Below are 22,158 nucleotides of genomic sequence, written 5' to 3' on the forward strand. Positions count from 1 at the left end.
GCGCAAACTAGCATGGCGCAAGGGCTGCTACGAGCGAACGGGTTTGTGCCAGCACGCAGCGGCCAGTTGTTCTAGTCGTCGTGCAGCTTCCGGTCGATTGCCGGTCCGACGTCGATATCGCGAAAGCGTGCGCGAAACCCTTCGCGCTCGGGCGAGCAGGCCATCACCCCGACGCTCGCATCCGCCGACGAAAACGGCGCGAGGCGGGCCATGCGCCAGTGAGAGCCGTCAATGGCGTATTGCACGCGCACGGCGTCGTCGTGGCGGGTCAGCCGCACGCGGACCTGGCTTTCGGGCGTGGCGTCGGGTAGCGGGATGACCGACCAGTCGGATACTTCGCGCGTCACCACCACGCTGAAATGCATCAACCTGTCGGTGTATTCGATGCCGGTCTTGATCCAGTTGCGCGCGTCGACGCGCAGCATCAGCCCGGCCTGGTCGTAGAGCGCTTCGTAGGCGCCAAGGACCGTCGCCGAGGCGGTGAAATCGCCTGACACCGGCTTGAGGAACGCGTGGCCGTTGTCGCGCGTAAACCCGTAGAAGGTTTTTTGCCAGAAGTCGGTCGCCTTGCCGGTCGTCAGGCTGAGGTCCGACGCATCGCCATGCCAGGAGGCAGGCTCGCTGATCCACGTATAGGCGCCGGTCAAAACGTCTTCTCCCTGAGCAGCCGGTCAGTTGCGGCCGTAAACGTCGTCATAGCGCACGATGTCGTCCTCGCCGAGATAGTCGCCGGTCTGCACCTCGATCATCACCAGGCGCAGGATGCCGGGGTTTTCGAGCCGGTGCTTCGTGCCGGAGGGGATGTAGGTCGACTGGTTGGTGGCGAGCAGCATCTCGGTCTCGCCATTGACCACGCGCGCGGTGCCGGACACGACCACCCAGTGCTCGGAGCGGTGATGGTGCATCTGCAGGCTGAGCCGCCCGCCGGGCTTCACCTCGATGCGCTTGATCTTGAAGCGCTCGCCCTCTTCCAGCACCGTATAGGTGCCCCAGGGGCGATGCACGGTGCGGTGGAGCTTCGACGCCTCGTGCCCCTCGGCCTTCAGCCGGTTGAACAGCGTCTTGACCTTCTGGGCATCTTCGCGGCGGGCGACCAGCAGGGCGTCGGCGGTGTCGACGATGATCATGTCCTCGACGCCGACAGCCCCGATCAGCCGGTCGCCACCGCTGATGATCGAGTTTTTCGTATCGACCAGAGCGACCTCGCCGGTCGTGTGGTTGCCGGCCGCGTCGGCCGGGATCAAGTCGGCGAAGGCGGTCCAGGAACCGATGTCGCTCCAGCCGATGTCGCAAGGCACCACCGAGACGTTCGGCGCCTTCTCCAGCACGGCGTAGTCGATCGATTCCTTGCGCACGACTGAAAAACGCGCCTTGTCGAGTTCGATCTGGACCACGCCCTTGCCGGACGAGCGGCGGGCGGCCTCCAGGCTGTCGCGGCAGCCTTGCAGAATGTCCGGGCCGAATTGTTCGAGCAGGTCCAGCATGGTCCCGGCGGCGAAGCAGAACATGCCCGCATTCCAGAAGAAGCGGCCGCTGGCGACGTAGCCCTCGGCCGTCTTCGTGTCCGGCTTCTCGACGAAACGCACGACGTCCGTGCCATTGGCCTCGATGTAACCGTAGCCGGTCTCCGGCCGCGTCGGCTTTATGCCGAAGGTCACCAGGCGGCCCTGCCGAGCCAGTACAATCGCCTGTTCGACCGCAGCGATGAAGGCCGGCACCTTGGCCACCATATGGTCGGCGGGCAGCACGCACAGGATGGCGTCGCGGCCGTGCGCCTCTTCGACCGCCAGCGTCGCGGCTGCGATGGCGGCGGCGGTCTCGCGCCCTTCCGGCTCCAGCACATAGGTCAGCGGCGGTGCGGCAAGGCCGGTGTCGCGGTACTCGTCCTCGCTGACGAACAGAAGGTCGCGGTTGGTGACGGTGACGAGTTCGACCACGTCGGGCATGGCCAGCGCGCGGCGAAAGGCGTGCTGCAGCAGCGACTGTCCGTCGCCGACGTCGATCAGCGGCTTTGGGTGGCTTTCGCGCGACAGCGGCCACAGCCGCGAACCGGCGCCGCCGCTGATGATGACTGGAACAATGCTCAACTCTTTACCCCGCTGGCGCCGCCGGCAAAATCCTCGATCCTGGACAGGCCGGCCCGCAGCAGAGCCTCGGCGCGTTCAACCGTCGGCGCGGAAACATAGCACCGCATTTCCGGCGCGTTTCCCGAAGGCCGCAGATGGATCATCCCGCCGTCCTCCAGATGGATCTGCAGGCCGTCTATGTCCTCGATGCCGGACAATAGGCCGAGACCGCTTAAGAAAATGCGGATGTTATCGTTCGAAGCCCGCAGATCGGCCATCAGCCGGTCGCTGTCGGGACGCGCATAATTTTCGACGCGGCCGCTGAGACAGGTCGGCAGGGCAAGATCGTCGACCAGTTTCGACAGCGGCACGCCGGCGGCACGGGCCGACGCGAAGGCGCAGAGGATCGGCAGCACGCTGTCGCGGGTGGGGAGTGCCGCAAGCGCCGCACCACCGACGGCGAAGTCGGTACCGAGCAAAAGCCCGCCATTGGCCTCGAAGCCGATGACTCGGCTGAAACCGCTCTCGATAGCCTTCGCCATGCCCTCCAGCACGAAAGGCGAGCCGACCTTTGTGCGGATCACGTCGAAACCACCTCCGGCGCTGATTCCCGGATTGGAGGAGACCGGCGTCACCACGGCGTCCGCCTTCAGGAATTGTGCGGCTACGAGGCCCAGCGCGTCACCGCGGATGACGCGGCCCGTTTCATCCGTCATCAGCGGCCGGTCCCCATCGCCATCGGCCGAGATGATGGCGTCGAGCTTGTGCGCCTTCGACCAATCCGCGAGCCGCGCCGCCATCGAGGCATCGATCGCCTCGGTGTCCACCGCAACGAAGCCCCCGCTTTCACCCAGCCGCACAACGGTCGCGCCGAGCCAGGCCGCAATCTCTTCGAGCACGTCGGCGGCAACCGAACTATGCCGATAGACGCCGACACGCATGCCGGCGAGAAGCGGCTCGGCGAAAGCCGCCTTGTAGCGGGCGACATAAAGACGGAGCGCCTCGCCATGCGGGGCGGGCAAGGCCGGCAGCGACGCCAGCCGGACGGCCGGCGGAATCGCCGCCTCGGCCGCGCGCGCGGCGATGGAGCGTTCGTCCGCCTTGTCGATCTCGCCATCCGGCCGGTAGAATTTCAGTCCGTTGCGGTCAGGCGGAATATGCGATCCCGTCACCATGACCGCCGGCACAGCCAAGGTCAGCGCGTGCAAGGCAAGCGCCGGAGTGGGCAGCACGCCGCAATAGATCGGCGCAAGTCCGGCCTCGCCCAGCGCCGCCAGCGACTGGCGCGTCAGGCCGGGACTGCTGTCGCGGCGGTCGCAGCCGACAAGGACCTTGCCGCCGGATGCGATCCCGGCGGAAAGCATGTGGGAAGCAAAGGCGGAAACATGAACGTAGCCCGGACCGGCCAGAAGGTCGGTGGCCAAACCGCGAAGCCCGCTCGTGCCGAACGCAACCATTCCACCTCGCTTTTCGCGACTTCCGCACGCTCGCCGTCCAATGAGCGGGCCGGAACGGCTTGTCAATGACGAGGCTATTGCAACCAACCCGCGAAAGACTTTGACTCTACCGCCCATTTCGATTTGCGAATGGACAATCAATATCGGCAACGGCCGCCCGCAGGGCCCGTTTTTTGTTCTGCGCGACGCAAGAAAACCATGATTGGCGTTAACGAGGGCGGTGAACCGCCTGACGCAACCAGAACAGCGCCAAGGCAACCGGGCAGGCGGGAACGGCGCGGAACAGCCGGATAAGGGTTTGAACGGAAACGCTTTCCATCGGAGACGAGTTATACTGTCTTTCTATTCGTGTCGCATCGATTGTCTCCCGGCGTCATATAAGCTACTACGGGATCGCTGGGGGGATTGGGGATCAGGCGGCAGGCAAAAAGCGGACTTCAGGAATGCAACCACCAGGATGGTCGTTAGCACCGATGGCATCATTCCCGAATCATCGGCGTATCGCGAGGGATACGATGAAGGCAGCAAGCATCAGCGTCTTTCGCTGACACGGCTTACGAAGTCGTTTGATTCATTGATTTTGGTACAGCGGCGTCAGGCACATGTCGGTTGAAATCATAGGTCGCGCAGTCCGAGCCCCCGGCGCGGACACACCCGAGCAACTCTTCGACCTCCTGCGGCAGCGCCGCTGCATGATCACCCGGGTGCCCACGGACCGGTGGGACCAGTCGCGCTATTGGCATCCCGAGATCGGCACGCGCGGCAAGACCTATACCTTCGCCGCCGGCATCATCGACGGCTGCTTCGACTTCGACGCGGCCGTCTTCGGCCTGTCGCAGCGCGAGGCGCAACTCATGGATCCGCAGCAGCGGATGATCCTGCAACTGACCTGGCGGGCTCTGGAGAGCGCGAACATCGATTTCGCCGACCTGCGCCACCAGCGCGTCGGCGTCTATGTCGGTGCGTCGGCGCTCGACCACGGCAACCTCATCGTCGAGGACCCCGCCGCCGCCGGCCCGCATTTCATGACGGGCAACACCCTGTCGATCGTCTCCAACCGCATATCGCACGTCTTCGGCCTCAACGGACCGAGCCTAACCGTCGACACCGCCTGCTCGTCCTCGCTGGTGGCTCTGGACCTGGCAATGAAGGCGCTGGAAAGCGGTGAGGTCGACACGGCAATCGTCGGCGGCGTCAACGCCCTCACCCATCCGCTCGCCTTCGTCGGCTTCGCCCAGGCAAGGATGCTGTCGCCCGAGGGGCTGTGCCGGGCCTACGACAATGACGGCATGGGTTACGTGCGCGCCGAGGGCGGCGCAGTGGTCATCCTGCGCCGCAGCGACATCGCCACCAGCCAGGGCGACAAGAGCTACGGCAGGGTGCTGGCGTCCGCCGTCAATTCCGCCGGCCGCACCAACGGCATTTCGCTGCCGTCGGAAAAGGCGCAGGCGCAGCTTCTGCGCTCGATCTACGAAGGCAACGGCATCGATCCCAACCGGCTGGCCTTCATCGAGGGACACGGAACCGGCACCAAGGTCGGCGATCCCGCCGAAATCTGGTCGATCGGCACGGTGGTCGGCGCGGCGCGCCGGGCGCCCATTCCGATCGGCTCGATCAAGACCAACATCGGCCACACCGAACCCGCCTCCGGCCTGCTCGGCCTGATGAAGGCGATGCTGGCGCTCGAGAACAACTATTTCCCGGCCTCGCTGCATTTCGAGACGCCGAACGACGCCGTCGACTTCAACGCGCTCAACGTCCATGTGGCGGCCGAACCGATCGAGCTGCTGCACGGGAAACATGCGCGGCTCGCCGGCGTGAACTCCTTCGGCTTCGGCGGCACCAACGCCCATATCATCATCAGCGACCCGCAGACACCGCGCGAACGCGAGAAACCGGAAGCAGCCGGCAGGGTGTTCCTCGCCAGCGCGCATACGGCATCCGCACTGGATTTGCTGCTGAAGTCCTATCGGGCCACGCTCAAGGACGCGGCCCCGTCCGAACGGCGGCCGTTGATCGCCGCCGCCGGGGCGAACCTTCATCCGCTCAAGCATCGTTTCGTCGTGGCCAGCGACGATCCGGAAGCGATCGTGAAGGCGATCGATTCACGCACTCGCGACCGCGACAGCCGCGAGGCCGTGCAGGCCGAGGCGATCCACGACAACGCCAAGATCGCCTTCGTGTTCTCCGGCAACGGCTCGCAATGGGCGGGCATGGCGATCGACGCCTATCGCCGCAACACTGCCTTCCGCGACCGCTTCAACGTCATCCATGCGCTGTTCCAGGTACGTTCGCAGATCAGCCTGATCGATCTCCTCTTCGACGCTGAACTCGAAACCAAGCTGCAGGATACCAAGATCGCGCAGCCACTGCTGTTCGCCATCCAGGCGGCATTGGCCGATGTGCTGTCGCTGCTCGGCGTCAAGCCGGACGCCGTCTACGGGCATTCGGTCGGCGAAGTTGCCGCGGCTTACGTCTCCGGCGCGATCTCGCTTGTCGACGCGGTCTCGGTGGTGGCGAAACGGTCCTACCACCAGGACAGGCTGGCCGGGCTCGGGCGCATGGCCGCGATCCAGCTTTCGCCGGACGACGCACTCGCCTTCGTGCGCCGTCACGGCCTCGACGAGATCGCCATCGCCGCGGTCAACGCCAAGGGCTCGGTCACCGTCTCCGGTCCCAGCGAGCAGATCGTGGCGCTGAAGGAAATCATGAAGGCCGAGCGCGTGGTCGGCCAGGTGCTCGACATCAACTACCCGTTCCACCATCCGCTGATCGAGGTGGCCAAGGACGATTTCCTGGACGACATGTCGCAGATCGCGCTGCGGCCGTCGCAGGTGCCCTTCATCTCGACCGTCACCGGCGACGTACTCTCGGGCAACAGCCTCGACCCCGCCTATTGGTGGAGCAACGTCCGCGAGCCGGTGAATTTCCTCGGCGGCACGGCCACTGCCCTCGATATGGGCTGCACGCTTTTCGTCGAGATCGGCCCGCGGCCGATCCTCACCTCCTACCTGCGCGACACGATCAAGGACCGCGCCGTCGCGGCGTCCTCGATCCCGTCGCTGACACGCGAGGAAAGCGCTACCGATCCGGTCTCCACCGCCTATTCGCGCGTGCTCGCCAATGGCGGCGTCTTCGACCGGCGCAAGGCCTTCGGCCCGCGCAACGCCAGGATCGCGCTCCCTGCCCTGCCCTTCGAGCCGGTGCCGATGCGGCACGAATTCACCACCGACGCCATCGACCTCTACGGCCGCCTCGACGCTCCGCACACGCTCGCCGGCTGGCGCATCGACCTTTCCGGCGGAAGCTGGAAGAACCACATCGACGCGCATCTGTTCCCGGACCTGGCGGAACATGTGGTCGACCACAAATCGATCCTGCCAGGCAGCGCCTTCCTCGACATCGCGCTCTCGGTGGCACGCCAGTTCCTCGGCTCCGACGCGATCGAGGTGTCGAATCTCGAAATCCTGCGGCCGCTGGAACTGTCTGAAAGCCACCTGCGCGAACTGTCGACGACGGTCTTCGGCGATACCGGCGACGTCGAGATCAAGTCGCGCGACCGGCTGAGCAGCGACGACTGGACGCTGCATGCCATGGCACGCTGCCGCAAACTGTCGGCCGCGCAGCCGGCGCCAGTGGCGCCGGCCTGGAAACGCGTCGACACCAGGATCGTCAGCGGCGCAACTGCCTACGAGACCGCGCAGCAGTTTGGGCTGGACTACGGCCCGACCTTCCGCCTGATGCGCGAGGCGTCGCGCACCGACGACAAGCGCATCGACGTCGCCATCCTGCCACCCGAGGCTCCGAAGAACCAGCATGTAGGCTACAGCCTGCATCCCGTTTCGGTCGATGCGGCCTTCCACGGCCTTGTCGCCATGTTCGGCGAGCTTTCCGGCGATAGGCGCGGCGCGCCCTACATCCCAGTGCGATTCGGCACGGCCCGCCTCTATCGTCCCGGCGCGACGATCATGCGCGCCATCATCAACATCGAGCGGGTGTCTTCCGGCTCGATCAAGGCAGGTTTCACCTTGCTCGACAAGGCGGGTGAAGTCGTTGCGACCCTCGACGACTGCCGGTTCAAGCGCACCTTCCTGCGTCAGCAGAAGCCGCTGGAGGACGTGAGCTACCACCAGACGCTGGTGCCGAGCCGCCTGCCGACTTTTGCCGCCGGCGCCCGCGCCGCGGTCGGCGGAGAGCCCGCACGATTCTTCCCTGCACCCGCCGAATCGCAGGGCGACAGTTCCTCGGACATGCTGCAGGCCGCCATCTATCGCGCCAGCTTCGAGATCGCACGCAAGACCAGCCGCGGCGTCGGCGTCGTCGCGATCGACTCGCTTCCCGGCGACCTCGGCTTCCAGCGTTTCCTCGCCAACGGCCTCTACCTTCTGGAAGAGGTCGGGCTCGCCGAGCAGAGCGAGGGCAACTGGACGATCGAGGCCGATTGTTCGCTGCCCTCCGTTCCGGCCATCTTGAACGCGATCTACCGCGAACGGCCGGACCGGATCGCCGAGGTCGTCGCCGTCAACGACGTCTATTCCGAGGCGATGCAGCGGCTCGACGCCCTTCACGCGCCATCCGCGGCCGACGCCCGGCAGGACGAGGCCGGCAAGCCCAAACCGTCCGTCATCAGCGACACGATGCTGGAGAGCCTGCGGGTCCATTCGCCGGCGAGCGTCAGCCGCGTGGGCCGAATGCTCGAAGCCCTGGATGCGGCGGTCGAAGCCCGGAAAGCAACGCATCCGGTGCGGCGCATCGTCGAACTGGGCACGGTTTCACGCTCGGTCACGGCGAGCCTGGCGCGCATCGCCGCGCAGGCGGGCGCGGCCTTCGTCGCGGTCGAACCCCGCGACGCCGCGTTCGGGGAACTGTCGATCGCCTTCGAGAGCAATCCGCATGTGACGGTCGTGCGCCCTGCCGATCTCGCACAGGCCGGCGCCGTAGACGTCGTGGTCAGCGCCGCCGACCATGTGTTCGAACTGCTTGGAAGCGACGGGATGAGCGCCGCCATCGCCTCGATCAGCGGCGCCGGCACGCAGCTTCTGCTGTGTGCTCCGGCGCCGAGCGCCTTCAGCGATTTCGCCTTTGGCCTCAACGACGGCTGGTTCAGCCGCAGCAAGGGCGTCGAGTTCCCGATCGGGCAGCTTGCCTCCTCCGAGGACTGGCAGTCGCTGCTGCGCTATCTGACCTTCGACGACGCCTCCGTCGCGCGTCATGACTTGCCGCACGGCCCGATGATTACCGTCGAGGCCGTGCGCCGCGGCGAAGCCGGAGCCGTTCTCTCCATCGGAAAGCAGCCCGCGCTCGTTCTCCATGACGGCCGCCTGCCCGCCAAGGTCAGGACCGCGCTCGAGGACAACGGGATCGGCTTCCTGCGCTTCGCCGGCTCCGCCGACAAGGACCGCGCCGCCCTGACAACCGCCCTTGAGCGGTTCGGCGAAGGCGACGTGACCATCGTCTATCTTCCGGAGGCCGCGGAGGGAGACGGAACTGAGCGGCTTCAGCGCAGCGTGGTCGGGCTCGGCCTGATTGCGGAGGTGCTGCGGGGCCTCGCCGCGACGGACGCTTCTTCTCGCACGCTGCGCCTTGCGGTTCCCGCTTCGCCGGACGGGGCTGCGCTGCACGCCTCCGCCAGCGACGCCGGCCTGTGGGCCTTCCTGCGCGTGCTCCGCAACGAATACGAGGCCATCGAGGTGCATTCGCTCGACTTCTCCGGCGTGCCGGGCTGGAGCGTCGCGACCCGCATCGGCCGTGCGCTCGCTCTCGTCAGCGCCGGCGGCGACAACCGCGAATGGGCCTTCGACGCCGCCACCGGCGAAGCCCTCGAGGTACGCGTCGTTCCGGGTCCGGTCGCCGAAAGCCAGGCGCTGACGTCGGATTTCGAGGCCGCCACGGTGCGGCAGCGCGTGGCCTCGCAGGTCGCCAGCATCGCATGGCAGACCACCGTTGCCGCTGAACCCGGACCGGACGAGATCCGCATCGCCGTCAAGGCGACCGGCCTCAATTTCCGCGACGTGATGTGGGCGATGGGCATGCTGCCCGAGGAAGCGCTTGAGGACGGTTTCGCCGGCCCGACCATCGGCATGGAGTGCGCCGGCCATATCGACGCGATCGGCGCCGGGGTGACCGGCTTCGCGATCGGCGACGCGGTGATGGCTGTGGCGCCGGCCGCGTTCTCGACTCATGTCTGCGTGAAGCGGTCCGGCGTGGCGAAGCTGCCGGCCGGCGTCGATCCGGTTGCCGGCGCGACGCTGCCGGTCGCCTTCCTTACCGCCTACTACGCACTTGTCGAACTGGCGCGCCTGCGTCCCGGTGAAACGGTGCTCGTCCATGGTGGCGCCGGCGGCGTCGGCCTCGCAGCCCTGCAGATCGCCAAGGCGAAGGGCGCGAAGGTCATCGCCACGGCCGGGTCGACCGAAAAGCGCCGGCTGCTCGAGACGCTCGGCGCAGACCACGTCTTCAATTCGCGCACGCTGGAATTCGTCGACGACGTCCTTGCCGTGACCGGCCAGGTCGGCGTGGACATCGTGCTGAATTCGTTGTTCTCCGAGGCGATGGAACGCAGCCTGTCGCTGCTGAAGCCGTTCGGCCGCTTCCTCGAACTCGGCAAACGCGACTTCTATTCCGACACCAAGATCGGCCTCAGGCCGTTCCGGCGCAACGTCAGCTATTTCGGCATCGACGCCGACCAACTGCTCAACACGCTGCCGGACCTGAGCGCCAGCCTGCTGGCCGAAATCTCGACGATGTTCGAGAAGGGCGATTTGGCGCCCCTGCCCTATCGCGCCTTCCGGCACGACGAGATCGTCGGCGCCTTCCGGCTGATGCAGGGATCCGGCCATGTCGGCAAGATCGTCGTGACGGCGCCGGTTCCTGGCAGGGACCTTGTGCTGACGGCGCCCCGCTCCGGCCTCGCGCTGGATCGCGAGGGCATGCATCTGGTGCTCGGCGGCATTGGCGGCTTCGGACTCGCGGCCGCCAACTGGCTGGTCGAGCACGGCGCGCGCAACCTCGCGCTGTGCTCGCGGCGCGGCGTGCCGGACGAAGCGACCACGGCGGCGATGCGCAAATGGTCGGCCCGCGGCGTGGCCACCAGCGTCCTGGCCTGCGACATCACCGACGAGGCCGCCGTCCGGCGCATGCTCGACGAACTGCGCGCCCAGGCACCGCTGAAGACGGTGCTGCACGCGGCCATGGTGCTGGATGACGGACTGATCGAGAACCTGACCGAGGCGCGCGTGCGCGCTGTGGTCGAGCCGAAGGCCAAGGCCGCCGCGATTTTCGACCGGCTGACCCGCCAGGACGAAATCGACAACTTCATCCTGTTCTCCTCTGCCACCACGGTCGTCGGCAATCCGGGTCAGGCCAATTACGTGGCGGCGAACGGCTATCTCGAAGGGCTGGCGCGGGCGCGGCGGCGCGACGGCCTGCCGGGCCTGGCGATCGGCTTCGGCGCCATCTCCGATACCGGCTTCCTTGCCCGCAACACCGAGGTCAACGACATCTTGTCGAAGCGCATCGGCAAGACCGGCATGACCGCAGCCCAGGCGCTCGCCTATGTCGAGGACTACATGGTCCGCGATCCGGGCACCGTCGAAGCGGCGTCCGTGGCGATCGCCGAGATCGACCTCGCCATGGCCCGCCATCTCAAGACCGTTGCGACGCCGCTGTTTGCCGTGGTCGAGCGCTCCGCCAAGACCCAGTCGTCGGCCGGCGACGGTGAGATGATCGACCTCGTCGCACTCGTGGAGGGCAAGAGCCAGGAGGAAGGCGAGCTGCTGATCTTCCAGCTTGTCGCAGGCGAGATCGCCGCGATCCTGCGGGTGCCGGTGAGCGATGTTTCGCCGCTCAAGGTGATCAAGGATGTCGGCCTCGACAGCCTGATGGCTATGGAACTCGGCATGAGCTTCCGCCAGAAGACCGGCTTCGAGATGCCGCTTTCCAGCGTAACCCAGAGCACGACGGTCGGCGACGTGGCACGGAAGCTCTATCTCAAGATCACCCAGCGGGCCGGGACGGACGGCAGCGAAAAGGCGGATAATGCGGTCGTCGACCATCTTGCGACGCGCCACACCAATCCCGGCAAGGCAAGCGCGTAATGACCGACGGAGCGAACCAGAATTCCCGCGCTGTTCGGGATCAGGTGCTGAGCTTCATGAAGGATCATGCGCGGCCGGCCGGAGGCAAACGGGCCGCCCGCCCGGCGGTGGCGCCGCAGGTCAATCTGGCGCCCGCCTTCACCGACCTGCCGGAGCACAAGCAGATCGTGGCGCAGGCGGCAGCGGGGGACCAGCTCGGTATCGACAACCCGTTCTTCCGCAGCCATGCCGGGGCGGCCGGTGCGACGACCGTCGTCGACGGCAGGACGCTGATCAACTTCGCCTCCTACGACTATCTTGGCATGAACCGTCATGCCGAGGTTCTCTCGGCCGCCAAGAACGCAGTCGACCGCTACGGCATATCGGCATCCGCAAGCCGGCTCGTCGCCGGTGAGCGCCCCATCCATGGCGAGCTGGAATCCAAGATCGCCGGCTTCTACGGCGTGGAATCCGCCATCGTCTTCGTCAGCGGCTATCTCACCAACGTCGCCACGATCGGCACCCTGCTCGGCCCGGAGGATCTCGTCATCCATGACGAGTTCATCCACAACAGCGCGCTGATCGGCGCGAAACTGTCCGGCTCGCACCGTCGGCTGTTCCGCCACAACGACATGGACGACCTGGAGCGCGTGCTGCGTTCGGTGACGGGGCGGCACCGCCGGGTTCTTGTCGTGGTGGAAGGCGTGTATTCGATGGACGGCGACGTCGCCGACCTGCCCAGGCTGATCGAGCTCAGATCGCAATACGGCTTCTGGCTGATGGTGGACGACGCACATGCGCTGGGCGTCATCGGCGACACCGGGCGGGGCACCGCCGAGTATCACGGCTGCAACCCGCGCGACGTCGACATCTGGATGGGCACGCTGTCGAAGACGACGGCGAGCTGCGGCGGTTATGTCGCCGGCAGCGAGGCGCTGGTCACGCTGCTCAAGGGCAGCGCCGGTGGCTTCATCTACAGCGTCGGCCTCGCGCCGGCGCTTGCGGCGGCCGCCTGGACCTCGCTCGACCTGATCGATCGCGAGCCGGAGCGGGTTGCGCGCATGCGCCGCAACGGCCACCTGTTCTACGAGCTCGCCCGCAAGCGCGGCCTCGACACCGGCGTCAGCGTCGGCTGCTCGGTCATCCCGGTGATCATCGGCGATTCCTTGCGCGCCGCGCAGCTTTCCAACGACCTGATGGCGACCGGCATCAACGTCATGCCGATCATCCATCCCGCCGTGCCGGAGGGGCTGGCGCGGCTGCGCTTCTTCATCACCAGCGAGCACACGCCCGAGCAGATCGACTATGCGGTCACGCAGACGGCGGAGAAGCTGGAAGCGCTGGTCGAGCGCAATTTCGGCATTGGCTCCGTCGACATCGAGGCGGTGCTGCGCAGGATGGCCGCCGAAGCCTGAGCCGCGTGACGATGATGACCGGCTTTCGCTGCCGCGGCATCGGTCGGTGCCCAATGCCTGCCGGCAAAAACCCACCCGTTTGCAGCCTCAGAAATTATCCTTGTCCGGCCGGCGGCGCTGAGGCTCGTCCACGAAGCCGCCCGGCTGGTTGACCGTGTTCTCGTGCAGGCGTTCAGCGATGCTTGCCGCTCCCGCATTGACGCCTGATTCTGAATAAAAGTTGCCGCGCACATGGACGGTCGCGGCGATCAGCCGCACGAAGGCAGACACGAGTTTCGCATCCGGCGTCTTAGCCTCACGCCAGAACCGGTCGAGCGGCTGATCGTCGGTCATGCCCGGAACGTCGTAGATCGCCAAGCCAAGCGTCTTTACTGGAATGCCATGTTGCAGCCCGACCATGCCGGCTGTGGAATTGATCGTCACCACGCCTGCCGAATGGGCGATCATGCGATTGAGATTGCCGCCATCGATGAAATGGACGCGGTCGGCGACCCCATGACGCTGCGCATGCACCTTGATCTCATGCGGCCATTTGATCAGCCCGTTGTCGAGCGGGTGGACCTTGATCAACAGCCGGGCGTTCGGGTCCGCATTGTCGGCGAAGGACGAGATGACCAGCTTGATCGCCGTGCGCTGGCTCCGGAAGACCGAATAGCTGCGAATCTGGTAGTCCGTCTCCAACTGGAGCGGCATCACGAAATAGGGGGCGGAGCCATTCACCACCTTGGCGATGGTGGCCTCGGCCTCCTTTGCGCGCCGCTTTCCGCTGAGCAGCCGGCCGATCCATCCATAATATTCCGCCAGCGGGTGGAAGATCGCATGCCAGCGGTAATGCGGGTAGAAGAACCAGGCAAAGACGTTCGGCAGGTTGAACATCAGATCGAAGACGGCGTCCGACAAGAACGTCTGGCTGTAATGCGCGCGCAGGTCGGGTTCCGGAAGGCCGGCGGCGGCGCTTAGGATCGTCGCCGGATTGGCCGGGAAATGCGAGTGGTGGCCACTGCCACCCCTTTCGATCCGAATCCAGTCCGGCCGCAGATAGCCCATCTCGACGGCATAGACAGCGATCCCCCGCGCCTTGGCGGCGGCGATGGCGTCAAGGTGGTGGGGCCGTTCCTCGCCGAGCAGTACGAGGCCGGTGACGCGTTCGCGATCCATGATCGCCGCGACGAAGGCCGGCCAACGATCGAGACGGCCGCGATAGTTGATCGCGCCGGCACGGCGCCAGAACACCCAGTCGCCGGCGCATAGGTTGATGCGGATGCAGCGGTGGCCAAGCCGCTCCAGATTGTCGCCGATCCGCGCGAACAGCGGCGACGACGGCCCCTGCAGGAACAGGAACGTCTGCCGCTGCGTCGCCTCCCCGGCCTCCGCCGTCATCGCACCGCCCCGGCGGCGGAGATGCCGGCCAGCCCGTTGTCGAACCCCGCATGCCGGACCATGTCGGCGATGATGCGCCATGGCGCCTTCTCGGCCGGCGCTCTCGCCTGCATTGTCCCCGCCGCCGCGCGCGCCATCGGCACGATCAGATAGTCGGTGCGCGGGTCCGGAAAGGGATCGGCGAAGGACTTCAGAATTGGCGCATGGTCGCCGTAGAAGGCGAGCCAGATCGGACGATCCATGCGGTCGAGTTCGTCGGCGAGATGGCCGAGCGCGGCGTCGGAGCGTTCCAGGATCGCCAGATAGATCTGCAGCGGATCGTCGGCGGCGCCATGGCGGCCGGGCTTCCACGGTCCATGATTCTCCATCGACGCCGCGAACAGGAACTGGCCCTTGTCGGCATGGTCGTCGCGGCAGCAGTCCACCACCCTTTTCGAGAGCGTCAGGTCGGAGACGTAGGGTCCCTCGTGTTCGCGGTCGTGGTCAAAGGCGTCGAGCATGGTGAGCGCATCGAAACCAAGTTGCGGGAGGGCGCGGTCGCGCGAGAAGAACTGTCGGTCGTAGGGGTGTATAAAATGCGTCGACCAGCCCGCCTTGCGAAAACGATTGGGCCAGGCGACGTCCGCATAGGGGCCGGCGCGCAGATAAGGATGCGCGGCGTCCGGGCCAAGCTGTTCGGGCGGCAGGCCGGAAATCACCGAGAATTCCGTGCGCAGCGTGTAGCCGCCCTCGAAGATGCTGGACATCCGGCCCCATTCCGTCGCGCGCTCGCGCAAGCGGTCGAGATTGGGCAGCGCCAGCGGCGAGACGCCGAAATGGCGCATGTCCATGAAGGATTCCGACTGCCAGATGACCACCAGCGGCCGGCCGTCCTGCGCGCCCGCGATGGCCGGCGCGGCGATGCCGGGCTCGGCCGGCGCCAGCAACGGCGCCGGCCGCGTGCCCAGCCAGGCCAAAAAGCTGCAGGCGACCGCGGCCAGCGTTCCTAGCCTTACGGTCAGCAGCTTGATGTCCTGCCCGCCGGTCACGGACGCCGAGATCGTGGCAAGCATGCGCCGGGCGTGAGGCTCGAGCGGCAGCAGCCACGGAACGGCCGCCACCAGCACCATCAGCGCGATCAGTGCCGGCCGGTTCATCGCCGGGAGGACGGACGGCTCGAAGATCATGAACAGCGCCGACGCGCCGAAGACATAGGTAAACGCACCGGCCCAGAAGGCGACGTTCAGCCAGTTGGCGTAGAACAGCTCCTTGTGCCGGAACACCAGCATGACCAGCGCGATGTCGGAAAACACCAGGGGCTCGCGGATATATTCGTATTTGGCGCGCGAGATCAGCGTGAAGATTACAAAGGTGCTGACAGTGCCCGCCGCGGCGTAGAGCGGCCGCCAGGAGATGGCGAAGAACAGTGCGAAGATCACTGCGGCCACCACCGCGCGCACCAGCAGATCGGCCAACCGGCTCGCGTGCGGTGCTGGACGGTTTGCGGCCCGCACCTTTGCCGGCAAGGCAAAACGGTCGAGCGCCACCGTCACGGCAAGAGCGACGGCAAAGCTTGCCGCCACCAAAACCAGAGGGTGCCCGAAAGGTGCCAAATTCTATCCCCGTGAAGATGCCATCGCCATCGGATCGCATCCGCCAATAACAGAACGGCCGAACTCCCTCCGGTATTGCCGCCGGCGCGCGGTGTACGCACTTTTTCGGCGGCAAATCAAGGTGACATTCATGCGCGAGCCGACGACGGACCGGCGCGCGAATTGTTGCGCCGCCGCAGCCATGCTAACGACCTCGCGAATGGATCGGGCATGGCGCACGTCATCATAACCGGAGGTTCGAGCGGCATCGGCGCGGCGCTGGCGGAAGCTTGCGCGGCGCGCGGCGACGCCGTGTCGCTGATCGCCCGCAGCCAATCGCCGCTGGACGATGCGCGCGCCCGGCTGAATGCGCTGTTCGGCAAGTCCGGCGGCCGCTTCCACGCCGAGGCCGCCGACGTCGGCGAGGCGGCCGCAATCGCCGCCGCGATCGGGCGCTGCGAGGCGGCGCTCGGACCGTGCGAGACGCTGATTTGCTCCGCAGGTATCGTCGCGCCGGGCCGCTTCGAGGACCAGCCGGCCGACGCGTTCGAAAACCAGATCCGCACCAATCTGTTCGGCACGGTCAATGCGGTGCGCGCGGTCTATCCCGGCATGCTGGCGCGGCGAAGCGGCAAGATCCTGATGATCGGCTCGGGCGCCGGGCTGATCGGCATATTCGGCTACACCGCCTACTGCGCCTCCAAATATGCTGTGGCGGGCTTCGCCGAGGCCCTGCGCGCCGAGGCCCGGCCTTGCGGCATCACGGTGTCGATCTGCTTTCCGCCCGACACGGAAACGCCGCAGCTTGTCGCCGAACGGCCGATGCGCCCGCGCGAGGCCGAGGCGACGATCGGCACGGCCGGCCTGTGGTCGGCACCGGCGGTGGCGCGCGCCGCGCTCGCAGGGTTGGACCGAGGGCGATTCGCAATCTATCCGGGCATGCAGATGAAAATGCTCGGCATGTTCGGCTCGGTGGCCATGCCGTTCCTGCGCCCCTGGTTCGACCGCCGGATAGCGGCGACACGCCCGACATTCACCGAAAAATCCTGACGCGCCGCTCACCGCGCCAACAGCGCCTCGACCTCGGCAAGCGTCGGCATGGACGGTGCGGTGCCCGGCCGCGTCACCGAAATGCCGGCAACCGCGCAGGCGAATCGCACGGCCGCCAGCGGCTCCAGCCCACGCGACAGGCCGACGGCGAAACCGCCGTTGAAGGCGTCGCCCGCCCCGGTCGTCTCGACCACCGGCCCGGCGGCAAACGCCGGCACCAGTTCCGAAACCTTGCCGTCGTGCAGCAGCGCGCCTTTCTCGCCGAGCGTTATCAGCGCCGCGCCAGCGCCCTTTTCCAGGAACACCGCCGCCGCGCGCCGCGCATCGCCCACCGTCTCGACCCTGATGCCGGTCAGTTCCTCGGTCTCGGTCTCGTTGGGCGTGACGTAGTCGCAAAGCGCGAAGATCGCGTCCGGCAATTTTGCCGCCGGCGCCGGATTGAGGATGGTGGTCACGCCGGCGGCCTTGGCGATCTCCAGCGCGTGGATCGCCGCGTCGATCGGCTGCTCCAACTGGGTGACGAACACGCCGGCCGAGCGGATCAGCTCCGCATTGCGGTCGATGTCGGCCGGGGAGATCAGCATGGCCGCGCCGGGCGAGACGATGATGGCGTTGTTGCCGGTGCCTTCCTCCAGGAAGATATAGGCCGCGCCCGTATAACTCTCCGGCGTCTCGGTGACGGCCGGCCTCACGCCCGCCTCCTTCCAGGTGGCGAGCGCCATGTCGGCGAAGGGGTCGCGTCCGAGTCTCGTGATGAAGCTGACGTCGGCGCCGAGCCGCCCGGCGGCAACCGCCTGGTTCGAGCCTTTTCCGCCCGGTCCGAGCTTGAAGCCGTTGCCCAAAATGGTTTCGCCCATGCGCGGCTGGCGGGCGGCGCGATAGGCGGTGTCGGCGACGAACACGCCAAGGATGACGATCGGCTTGGGCATGATGTCACGCGTCCGGCGGGATGACGCCCTTGCGGAAGGCGAAGCAGCCGTAGAAGCGGCGCTCGCCGGTCTGGATCACGCAATAGGCCTGTTTGGAGCGCTCGTAGAAGGCGTAGCGCTCGACCGATATCATCGGCCAGGATTTTTTCTCGGCCGCGTCGATCTCTTTCTGCACTTCCTGCTGCACGGCGGGAATCTCGTCGGGCTTGCCGACGATCTCCATGCGCGCCGCGGCGTCGTCGACAAACGTGTCGAGCGGATAGACCGACAGCACCGCCTTCACCACTTCGGCGGCGGAAGCGTCGATCCTGAGCAGCTTTCCGAGCCGCGTCTGCCTGGCGACCGAATCCGACGGGAAATTCGTGTCGGCGATGATCAGGTCGTCGCCATGGCCCATGGCCCGGAGCGCCCGGAGCACGTCGGCGTTGAGCAGCGGGTTTATTCCCTTCAGCATTAAATCTCCTCCCGAACATCTTTGCAGCGCGCCCGCGGACGGACCGCCGAAATTCCTAAAGCCGCTTGCCTGTCGCCGGATCGAACAAGTGAACGGCTTCCACGCGCGGACGCAAGTTCAGCGTGTCGCCCGGCTTGAAATTGTGCCGTTCGCGGAACAGCGCCACCAGTTCGCCGCTACCGAAGCGCAGGAACACCATGGTCTCCGAACCGGTCGGCTCGACGACCTTGATCTCCGCCGGGAACCCGTCCGCTGCAAGTTCGAGGTGCTCCGGGCGCACGCCGTAGAGTACGTCCTGGCCATCGGCCACCTTTACGCCGGCGGGGATGGGCATCTTGACGCCGTCGATGTCGACCGCGCCGCCGGAAACCCTGCCCTTCAGCATGTTCATGGCAGGTGAGCCGATGAAACCGGCGACGAACACATTGGCGGGGCGATCGAAAAGGTCGAGCGGCGCACCCATCTGCTCGATGCGGCCGGCCTGCATCACCACGATCTTGTCGGCCATGGTCATCGCCTCGACCTGGTCGTGGGTGACGTAGATGGTGGTGGTCTTCAGCCGCTGGTGCAGTTCCTTGATCTCCGTGCGCATCTGCACGCGCAGTTTGGCGTCGAGGTTCGACAGCGGTTCGTCGAACAGGAAGACCTGCGGGTCGCGCACGATGGCGCGGCCCATCGCCACACGCTGCCGCTGGCCGCCCGAAAGCTGGCGCGGGTAACGTTCGAGATAGGGTTTCAGATCAAGGATTTCGGCCGCTTTGCTGACGCGGTCCGTGATGATTTTCGGATCGGTCTTACGGAGCTTCAGCGCGAAGGCCATGTTCTGCGCCACCGTCTTGTGCGGGTAGAGCGCGTAGTTCTGGAACACCATGGCGATGTCGCGCTTGGCCGGCGGCAGGTTGGTCACCTCGCGCTCGCCGATGGCGATGTTGCCGCCGCTGACGCTCTCCAGGCCGGCCACCATGCGCAGCAGGGTCGACTTGCCGCAGCCGGAGGGGCCGACCAGCACCACGAAGGCCCCGTCGGCGATGTCGACGCTGACCTCGTGCAGCACCTTGACCGGGCCAAAAGCCTTCGAAACGTTCCGGATCGCTACCTGCGCCATCGCTCCCCCGCGTGTCGGCCATGGCCGATTTTTGCGGCGAAGCTAACCAACCGAAGACGGCAAGTCCACAGCCGAACATCCCCCGACCCCGCGTTTTGTGACGGAGGACAACACGCCGGCCGGAATCGTCGAAACACCTGCGAAGCACGTCGAGATCGACGCCGTTGCCCGGGTTCACATCCCGGCGTCTATGCGACATTGCTGCGCGTCGGTGCTGGCGCGATCTCGACACGCTCCGGTGCGCGCAGTTCCGCTTCGAAAATGCAGACAAGCCCGGATTGCTCGAACCGTATTTCCATGTTGCCGCCGGGCTCGGATGAAAGAACACGCTTGAGCATTCGCGACCCGAAACCTCTGTGCACGCTCGCCTTGACCGGTGGACCGCCCCGCTCCTGCCATTTGATGCGCAGGCGCTGCGTCCCCTCGCCCCCTTCGACGGCCCACGAAATCGAAACGCTCCCGCTGGCGTCCGACAGCGCGCCGTATTTGATGGCATTGGTTGCAAGTTCGTGGAAGGCCATCGCCAGGGACAGGGCGAGGCTCGGCCGCAAGCGGACAGGCTCGCCGGCAATTTCGAGCCGGGCGATTTCGACATGCGGCCTCAGGGCGCCGATAACCACCTCGTCCAGGTCGGCGCCGCTCCAGTTTTCACTCGTCAGGATGTCATGCGCCTGAGCAAGCGAAGCCAGACGGCCTATCAATGCCTCGTTCGCCTGTTGCAGGTTCGTCGAGCCGCGTAGCGTCTGGTTGGCGATCGCCTGCACCACAGCAAGCGTATTCTTGACGCGATGGTTGAGTTCCTTGACCAGCAACCGCCTGTGCTCTTCGCTGCGTTTGCGTTCGGTGATCTCCATGCTCACCTGGACGGCGCCCACGATAGCTCCGGTGGCATCCCGGATGGAGCGCGCGCTGGTGAGCAGGACACGTTTCTCGCCATTCGGCAGCAGGTAGTCGAATTCCTCGTTGCTCGTCAGTTCGCCGCGCATGGCTTTGGTGAGCGGGCGGTCGTCGCGACTCACTTCCTGGCCGTCCCGGAAGGCGAGCGTGTCGATGACGTGATCCGGCGTGCCGATATGCTTCGCGGCATCGGCCGGCAGGCCCATCAACTCCGCCGCGAAGCGGTTGCGGATGACTTCGCGGCCGCGCGGGTCATAGGTGAACCAAACCGCGACCGGAACGGTCTCCAGCACGGATTGCAGTTCGTTGGTGCGTTCGGCCAGAACCTTTTCCGCAGCGACCATCGCATCGGAAATCTGCGCGAATTCGCTGACCGAAGTCTGCAGCGGCGCGACCGGCCGACGCTGGCCCAGCGCCTCGGCCCGTGCCGCCAGTTCCGCCGTGGTCTTGGCGAACCTGTTGCCGACGAAATAGGCCAGCGCCGCCGAAACGAGCACGGCGGCGAGACCTGCGGAACCGATGGCCGCCGCCGAGGACCACAGCGGCGCCTGGACTGTCGATAGCGGCACGTTCGCCGCGTAGAACCAGCCTGAGAAATCCGAGCGATAATAGCCTGCGAGCAGCGTGACGCCCTGCAGGTTGCGCGACGTGAAGGTGCCGGACGATCCGACCACTTTCTCCAGATATTCGGGCAGGCCGGGCTTGCCTGTCGTTTCGTCGTGCAGTTGCGAGCGCGCTACATAGCTGCCATTGCGGTCGCCAATGGCTACGATCCAACCGGCCGGAACGACCGGAAGCATCGCATCGCGCAAGCGGCTGGTCGGGATGGTGATGGCAAGGAGCCACTCTTCGTCCGCCGGCCCGTGCAAAGGCAACGCCACCGCGACGCGGTGTTCGCCCGACACGGGGTTGGCATACACGTCGCTTACCAGGCGTTGCCCGGCCTTCGCCTTCTCGACTTCGGCCGGCGCCAATGGCACGGCCGGCGGAAGACCGTCTGCGAAGGGCCTTTGTGTGTTGAAGAGCTGGCGGCGGCCATAGTCGCGCAGCAGGATCTCGCTGTCGGTGCGACTGACGAGACGCTGCGCCTCCTGGTGCAGCGTTTCGAGATCTCCCGCTGCGAGCGCAGGCGACTTGCCAAGGCCGTCCACCACCGTCAGCAACTTGCCGAGTTCGCCTTCGACAACCAGAGAAGCGGCCCGCGCTGCCTGCAAGGCTTCGCGCTGAAAGCGCTCGCGCTCATTCTCGGCATACTGGGCGAGAAGGTAAGCCCCGAACAGCCAAAGAGGCACCACCGCGGCGGCGATAAGGCCGAGCAAATGCAACCGCGCCGACGCTCGTGGCAAGCCCGAAATCCTCCCGTTGGGCGTAGTACCATAACCAACCCAGATACGACGGCAAGGCAGCTCATTCTTGCGTACCGCGTCACTCGGAAACGGATCTGGCCGAACCGCTCCTGACGCCTTCAACCAGGCCCAACGCATGCCAATCCCTGGCCTTCGATGAAACCCACGAAAATGCCTATCAAACGGGAAATGGAACGTCTGTTCCGTGGCTTCGATCGGCCGGATCAATTTCCGCCCCCTCGTTGACTCGGAAACGACTTGTGAGAATAGTGTCTCGAACTCACGAAACGACGATGCGCCGACAGACGCGCGACAACAAACGCCCGTCCGGAATCGGTGCAGGGGGAACAACCAAACGAAAATTGCCGGCCGGCCGGCCGCGACAGATTTTTGAACTCATGTCCGGGAGGAAA

General features: G+C 66.1%; 12 protein-coding genes. 3 read left to right on the top strand and 9 right to left on the bottom strand.

All coding sequences use genetic code 11. The features are described 5' to 3' along the window. Positions 1–71: 71 nt before the first annotated feature. From RB623_RS13080 to RB623_RS13090, 3 genes are read right to left on the bottom strand one after another with little or no spacing between them, the layout of a single operon-like run. The gene (locus tag RB623_RS13080) at positions 72–647 is read right to left on the bottom strand and encodes a DUF1349 domain-containing protein (protein ID WP_308057282.1); all 576 of its coding nucleotides are present in this window, start codon (positions 645–647) and stop codon (positions 72–74) included. Between the two features lie 24 nt (positions 648–671). Then, positions 672–2,087 carry a mannose-1-phosphate guanylyltransferase/mannose-6-phosphate isomerase gene (locus RB623_RS13085; protein ID WP_308057283.1) on the bottom strand — a complete coding sequence of 472 codons (1,416 nt, stop codon included), beginning with the start codon at positions 2,085–2,087 and terminating at the stop codon, positions 672–674. After that, on the bottom strand, positions 2,084–3,523 hold the full coding sequence (locus tag RB623_RS13090) for a phosphomannomutase (protein ID WP_308057284.1): 1,440 nt from the start codon (positions 3,521–3,523) through the stop codon (positions 2,084–2,086). Before RB623_RS13090 ends, RB623_RS13085 begins: the two co-directional genes overlap by 4 nt. Before the next feature lie 602 nt (positions 3,524–4,125). Here RB623_RS13090 and RB623_RS13095 point away from each other — a divergent pair. Then, entirely contained in the window at positions 4,126–11,619 is a 7,494-nt protein-coding gene (locus RB623_RS13095) for a type I polyketide synthase (RefSeq protein ID WP_308057285.1), read from the top strand. Next, the gene (locus tag RB623_RS13100; protein ID WP_308057286.1) at positions 11,619–13,013 is read left to right on the top strand and encodes an aminotransferase class I/II-fold pyridoxal phosphate-dependent enzyme; all 1,395 of its coding nucleotides are present in this window, start codon (positions 11,619–11,621) and stop codon (positions 13,011–13,013) included. Before RB623_RS13095 ends, RB623_RS13100 begins: the two co-directional genes overlap by 1 nt. 87 nt (positions 13,014–13,100) lie before the next feature. Here RB623_RS13100 and RB623_RS13105 read toward each other — a convergent pair whose 3' ends face one another. Both RB623_RS13105 and RB623_RS13110 read right to left on the bottom strand, forming a co-directional pair. Then, a complete protein-coding gene (locus RB623_RS13105) occupies positions 13,101–14,393 on the bottom strand; it encodes a capsular biosynthesis protein (RefSeq protein WP_308057287.1) in 1,293 nt (430 codons plus the stop codon). Further along, on the bottom strand, positions 14,390–15,985 hold the full coding sequence (locus RB623_RS13110) for an LTA synthase family protein (protein ID WP_308057288.1): 1,596 nt from the start codon (positions 15,983–15,985) through the stop codon (positions 14,390–14,392). The genes RB623_RS13105 and RB623_RS13110 overlap by 4 nt, the downstream gene beginning before the upstream one ends. Positions 15,986–16,195: 210 nt before the next feature. Here RB623_RS13110 and RB623_RS13115 point away from each other — a divergent pair, with 210 nt between their 5' ends. After that, positions 16,196–17,014, top strand: a complete 819-nt coding sequence (locus tag RB623_RS13115) for an SDR family oxidoreductase (RefSeq protein ID WP_308057289.1) — start codon at positions 16,196–16,198, stop codon at positions 17,012–17,014. Positions 17,015–17,022: 8 nt separating this feature from the next. Here the strand turns inward: RB623_RS13115 and rbsK are convergent, their stop codons facing one another. The 4 genes from rbsK to RB623_RS13135 form a co-directional block, all read right to left on the bottom strand. Next, on the bottom strand, positions 17,023–17,943 hold the full coding sequence (gene rbsK / locus RB623_RS13120; RefSeq protein WP_308057290.1) for a ribokinase: 921 nt from the start codon (positions 17,941–17,943) through the stop codon (positions 17,023–17,025). Positions 17,944–17,947: 4 nt separating this feature from the next. After that, on the bottom strand, positions 17,948–18,397 hold the full coding sequence (locus tag RB623_RS13125; RefSeq protein ID WP_308057291.1) for an RbsD/FucU family protein: 450 nt from the start codon (positions 18,395–18,397) through the stop codon (positions 17,948–17,950). Positions 18,398–18,452: 55 nt separating this feature from the next. Then, entirely contained in the window at positions 18,453–19,502 is a 1,050-nt protein-coding gene (locus RB623_RS13130; RefSeq protein ID WP_308057292.1) for a sn-glycerol-3-phosphate ABC transporter ATP-binding protein UgpC, read from the bottom strand. A gap of 188 nt (positions 19,503–19,690) precedes the next feature. Beyond that, positions 19,691–22,096 (bottom strand): HWE histidine kinase domain-containing protein, encoded by a 2,406-nt coding sequence (locus RB623_RS13135; protein ID WP_308057293.1) that lies wholly within the window; start codon positions 22,094–22,096, stop codon positions 19,691–19,693. Positions 22,097–22,158 lie beyond the last annotated feature (62 nt).

It is taken from the genome of Mesorhizobium sp. LHD-90 (genome assembly GCF_030929505.1).
GTDB lineage: Bacteria > Pseudomonadota > Alphaproteobacteria > Rhizobiales > Rhizobiaceae > Kumtagia.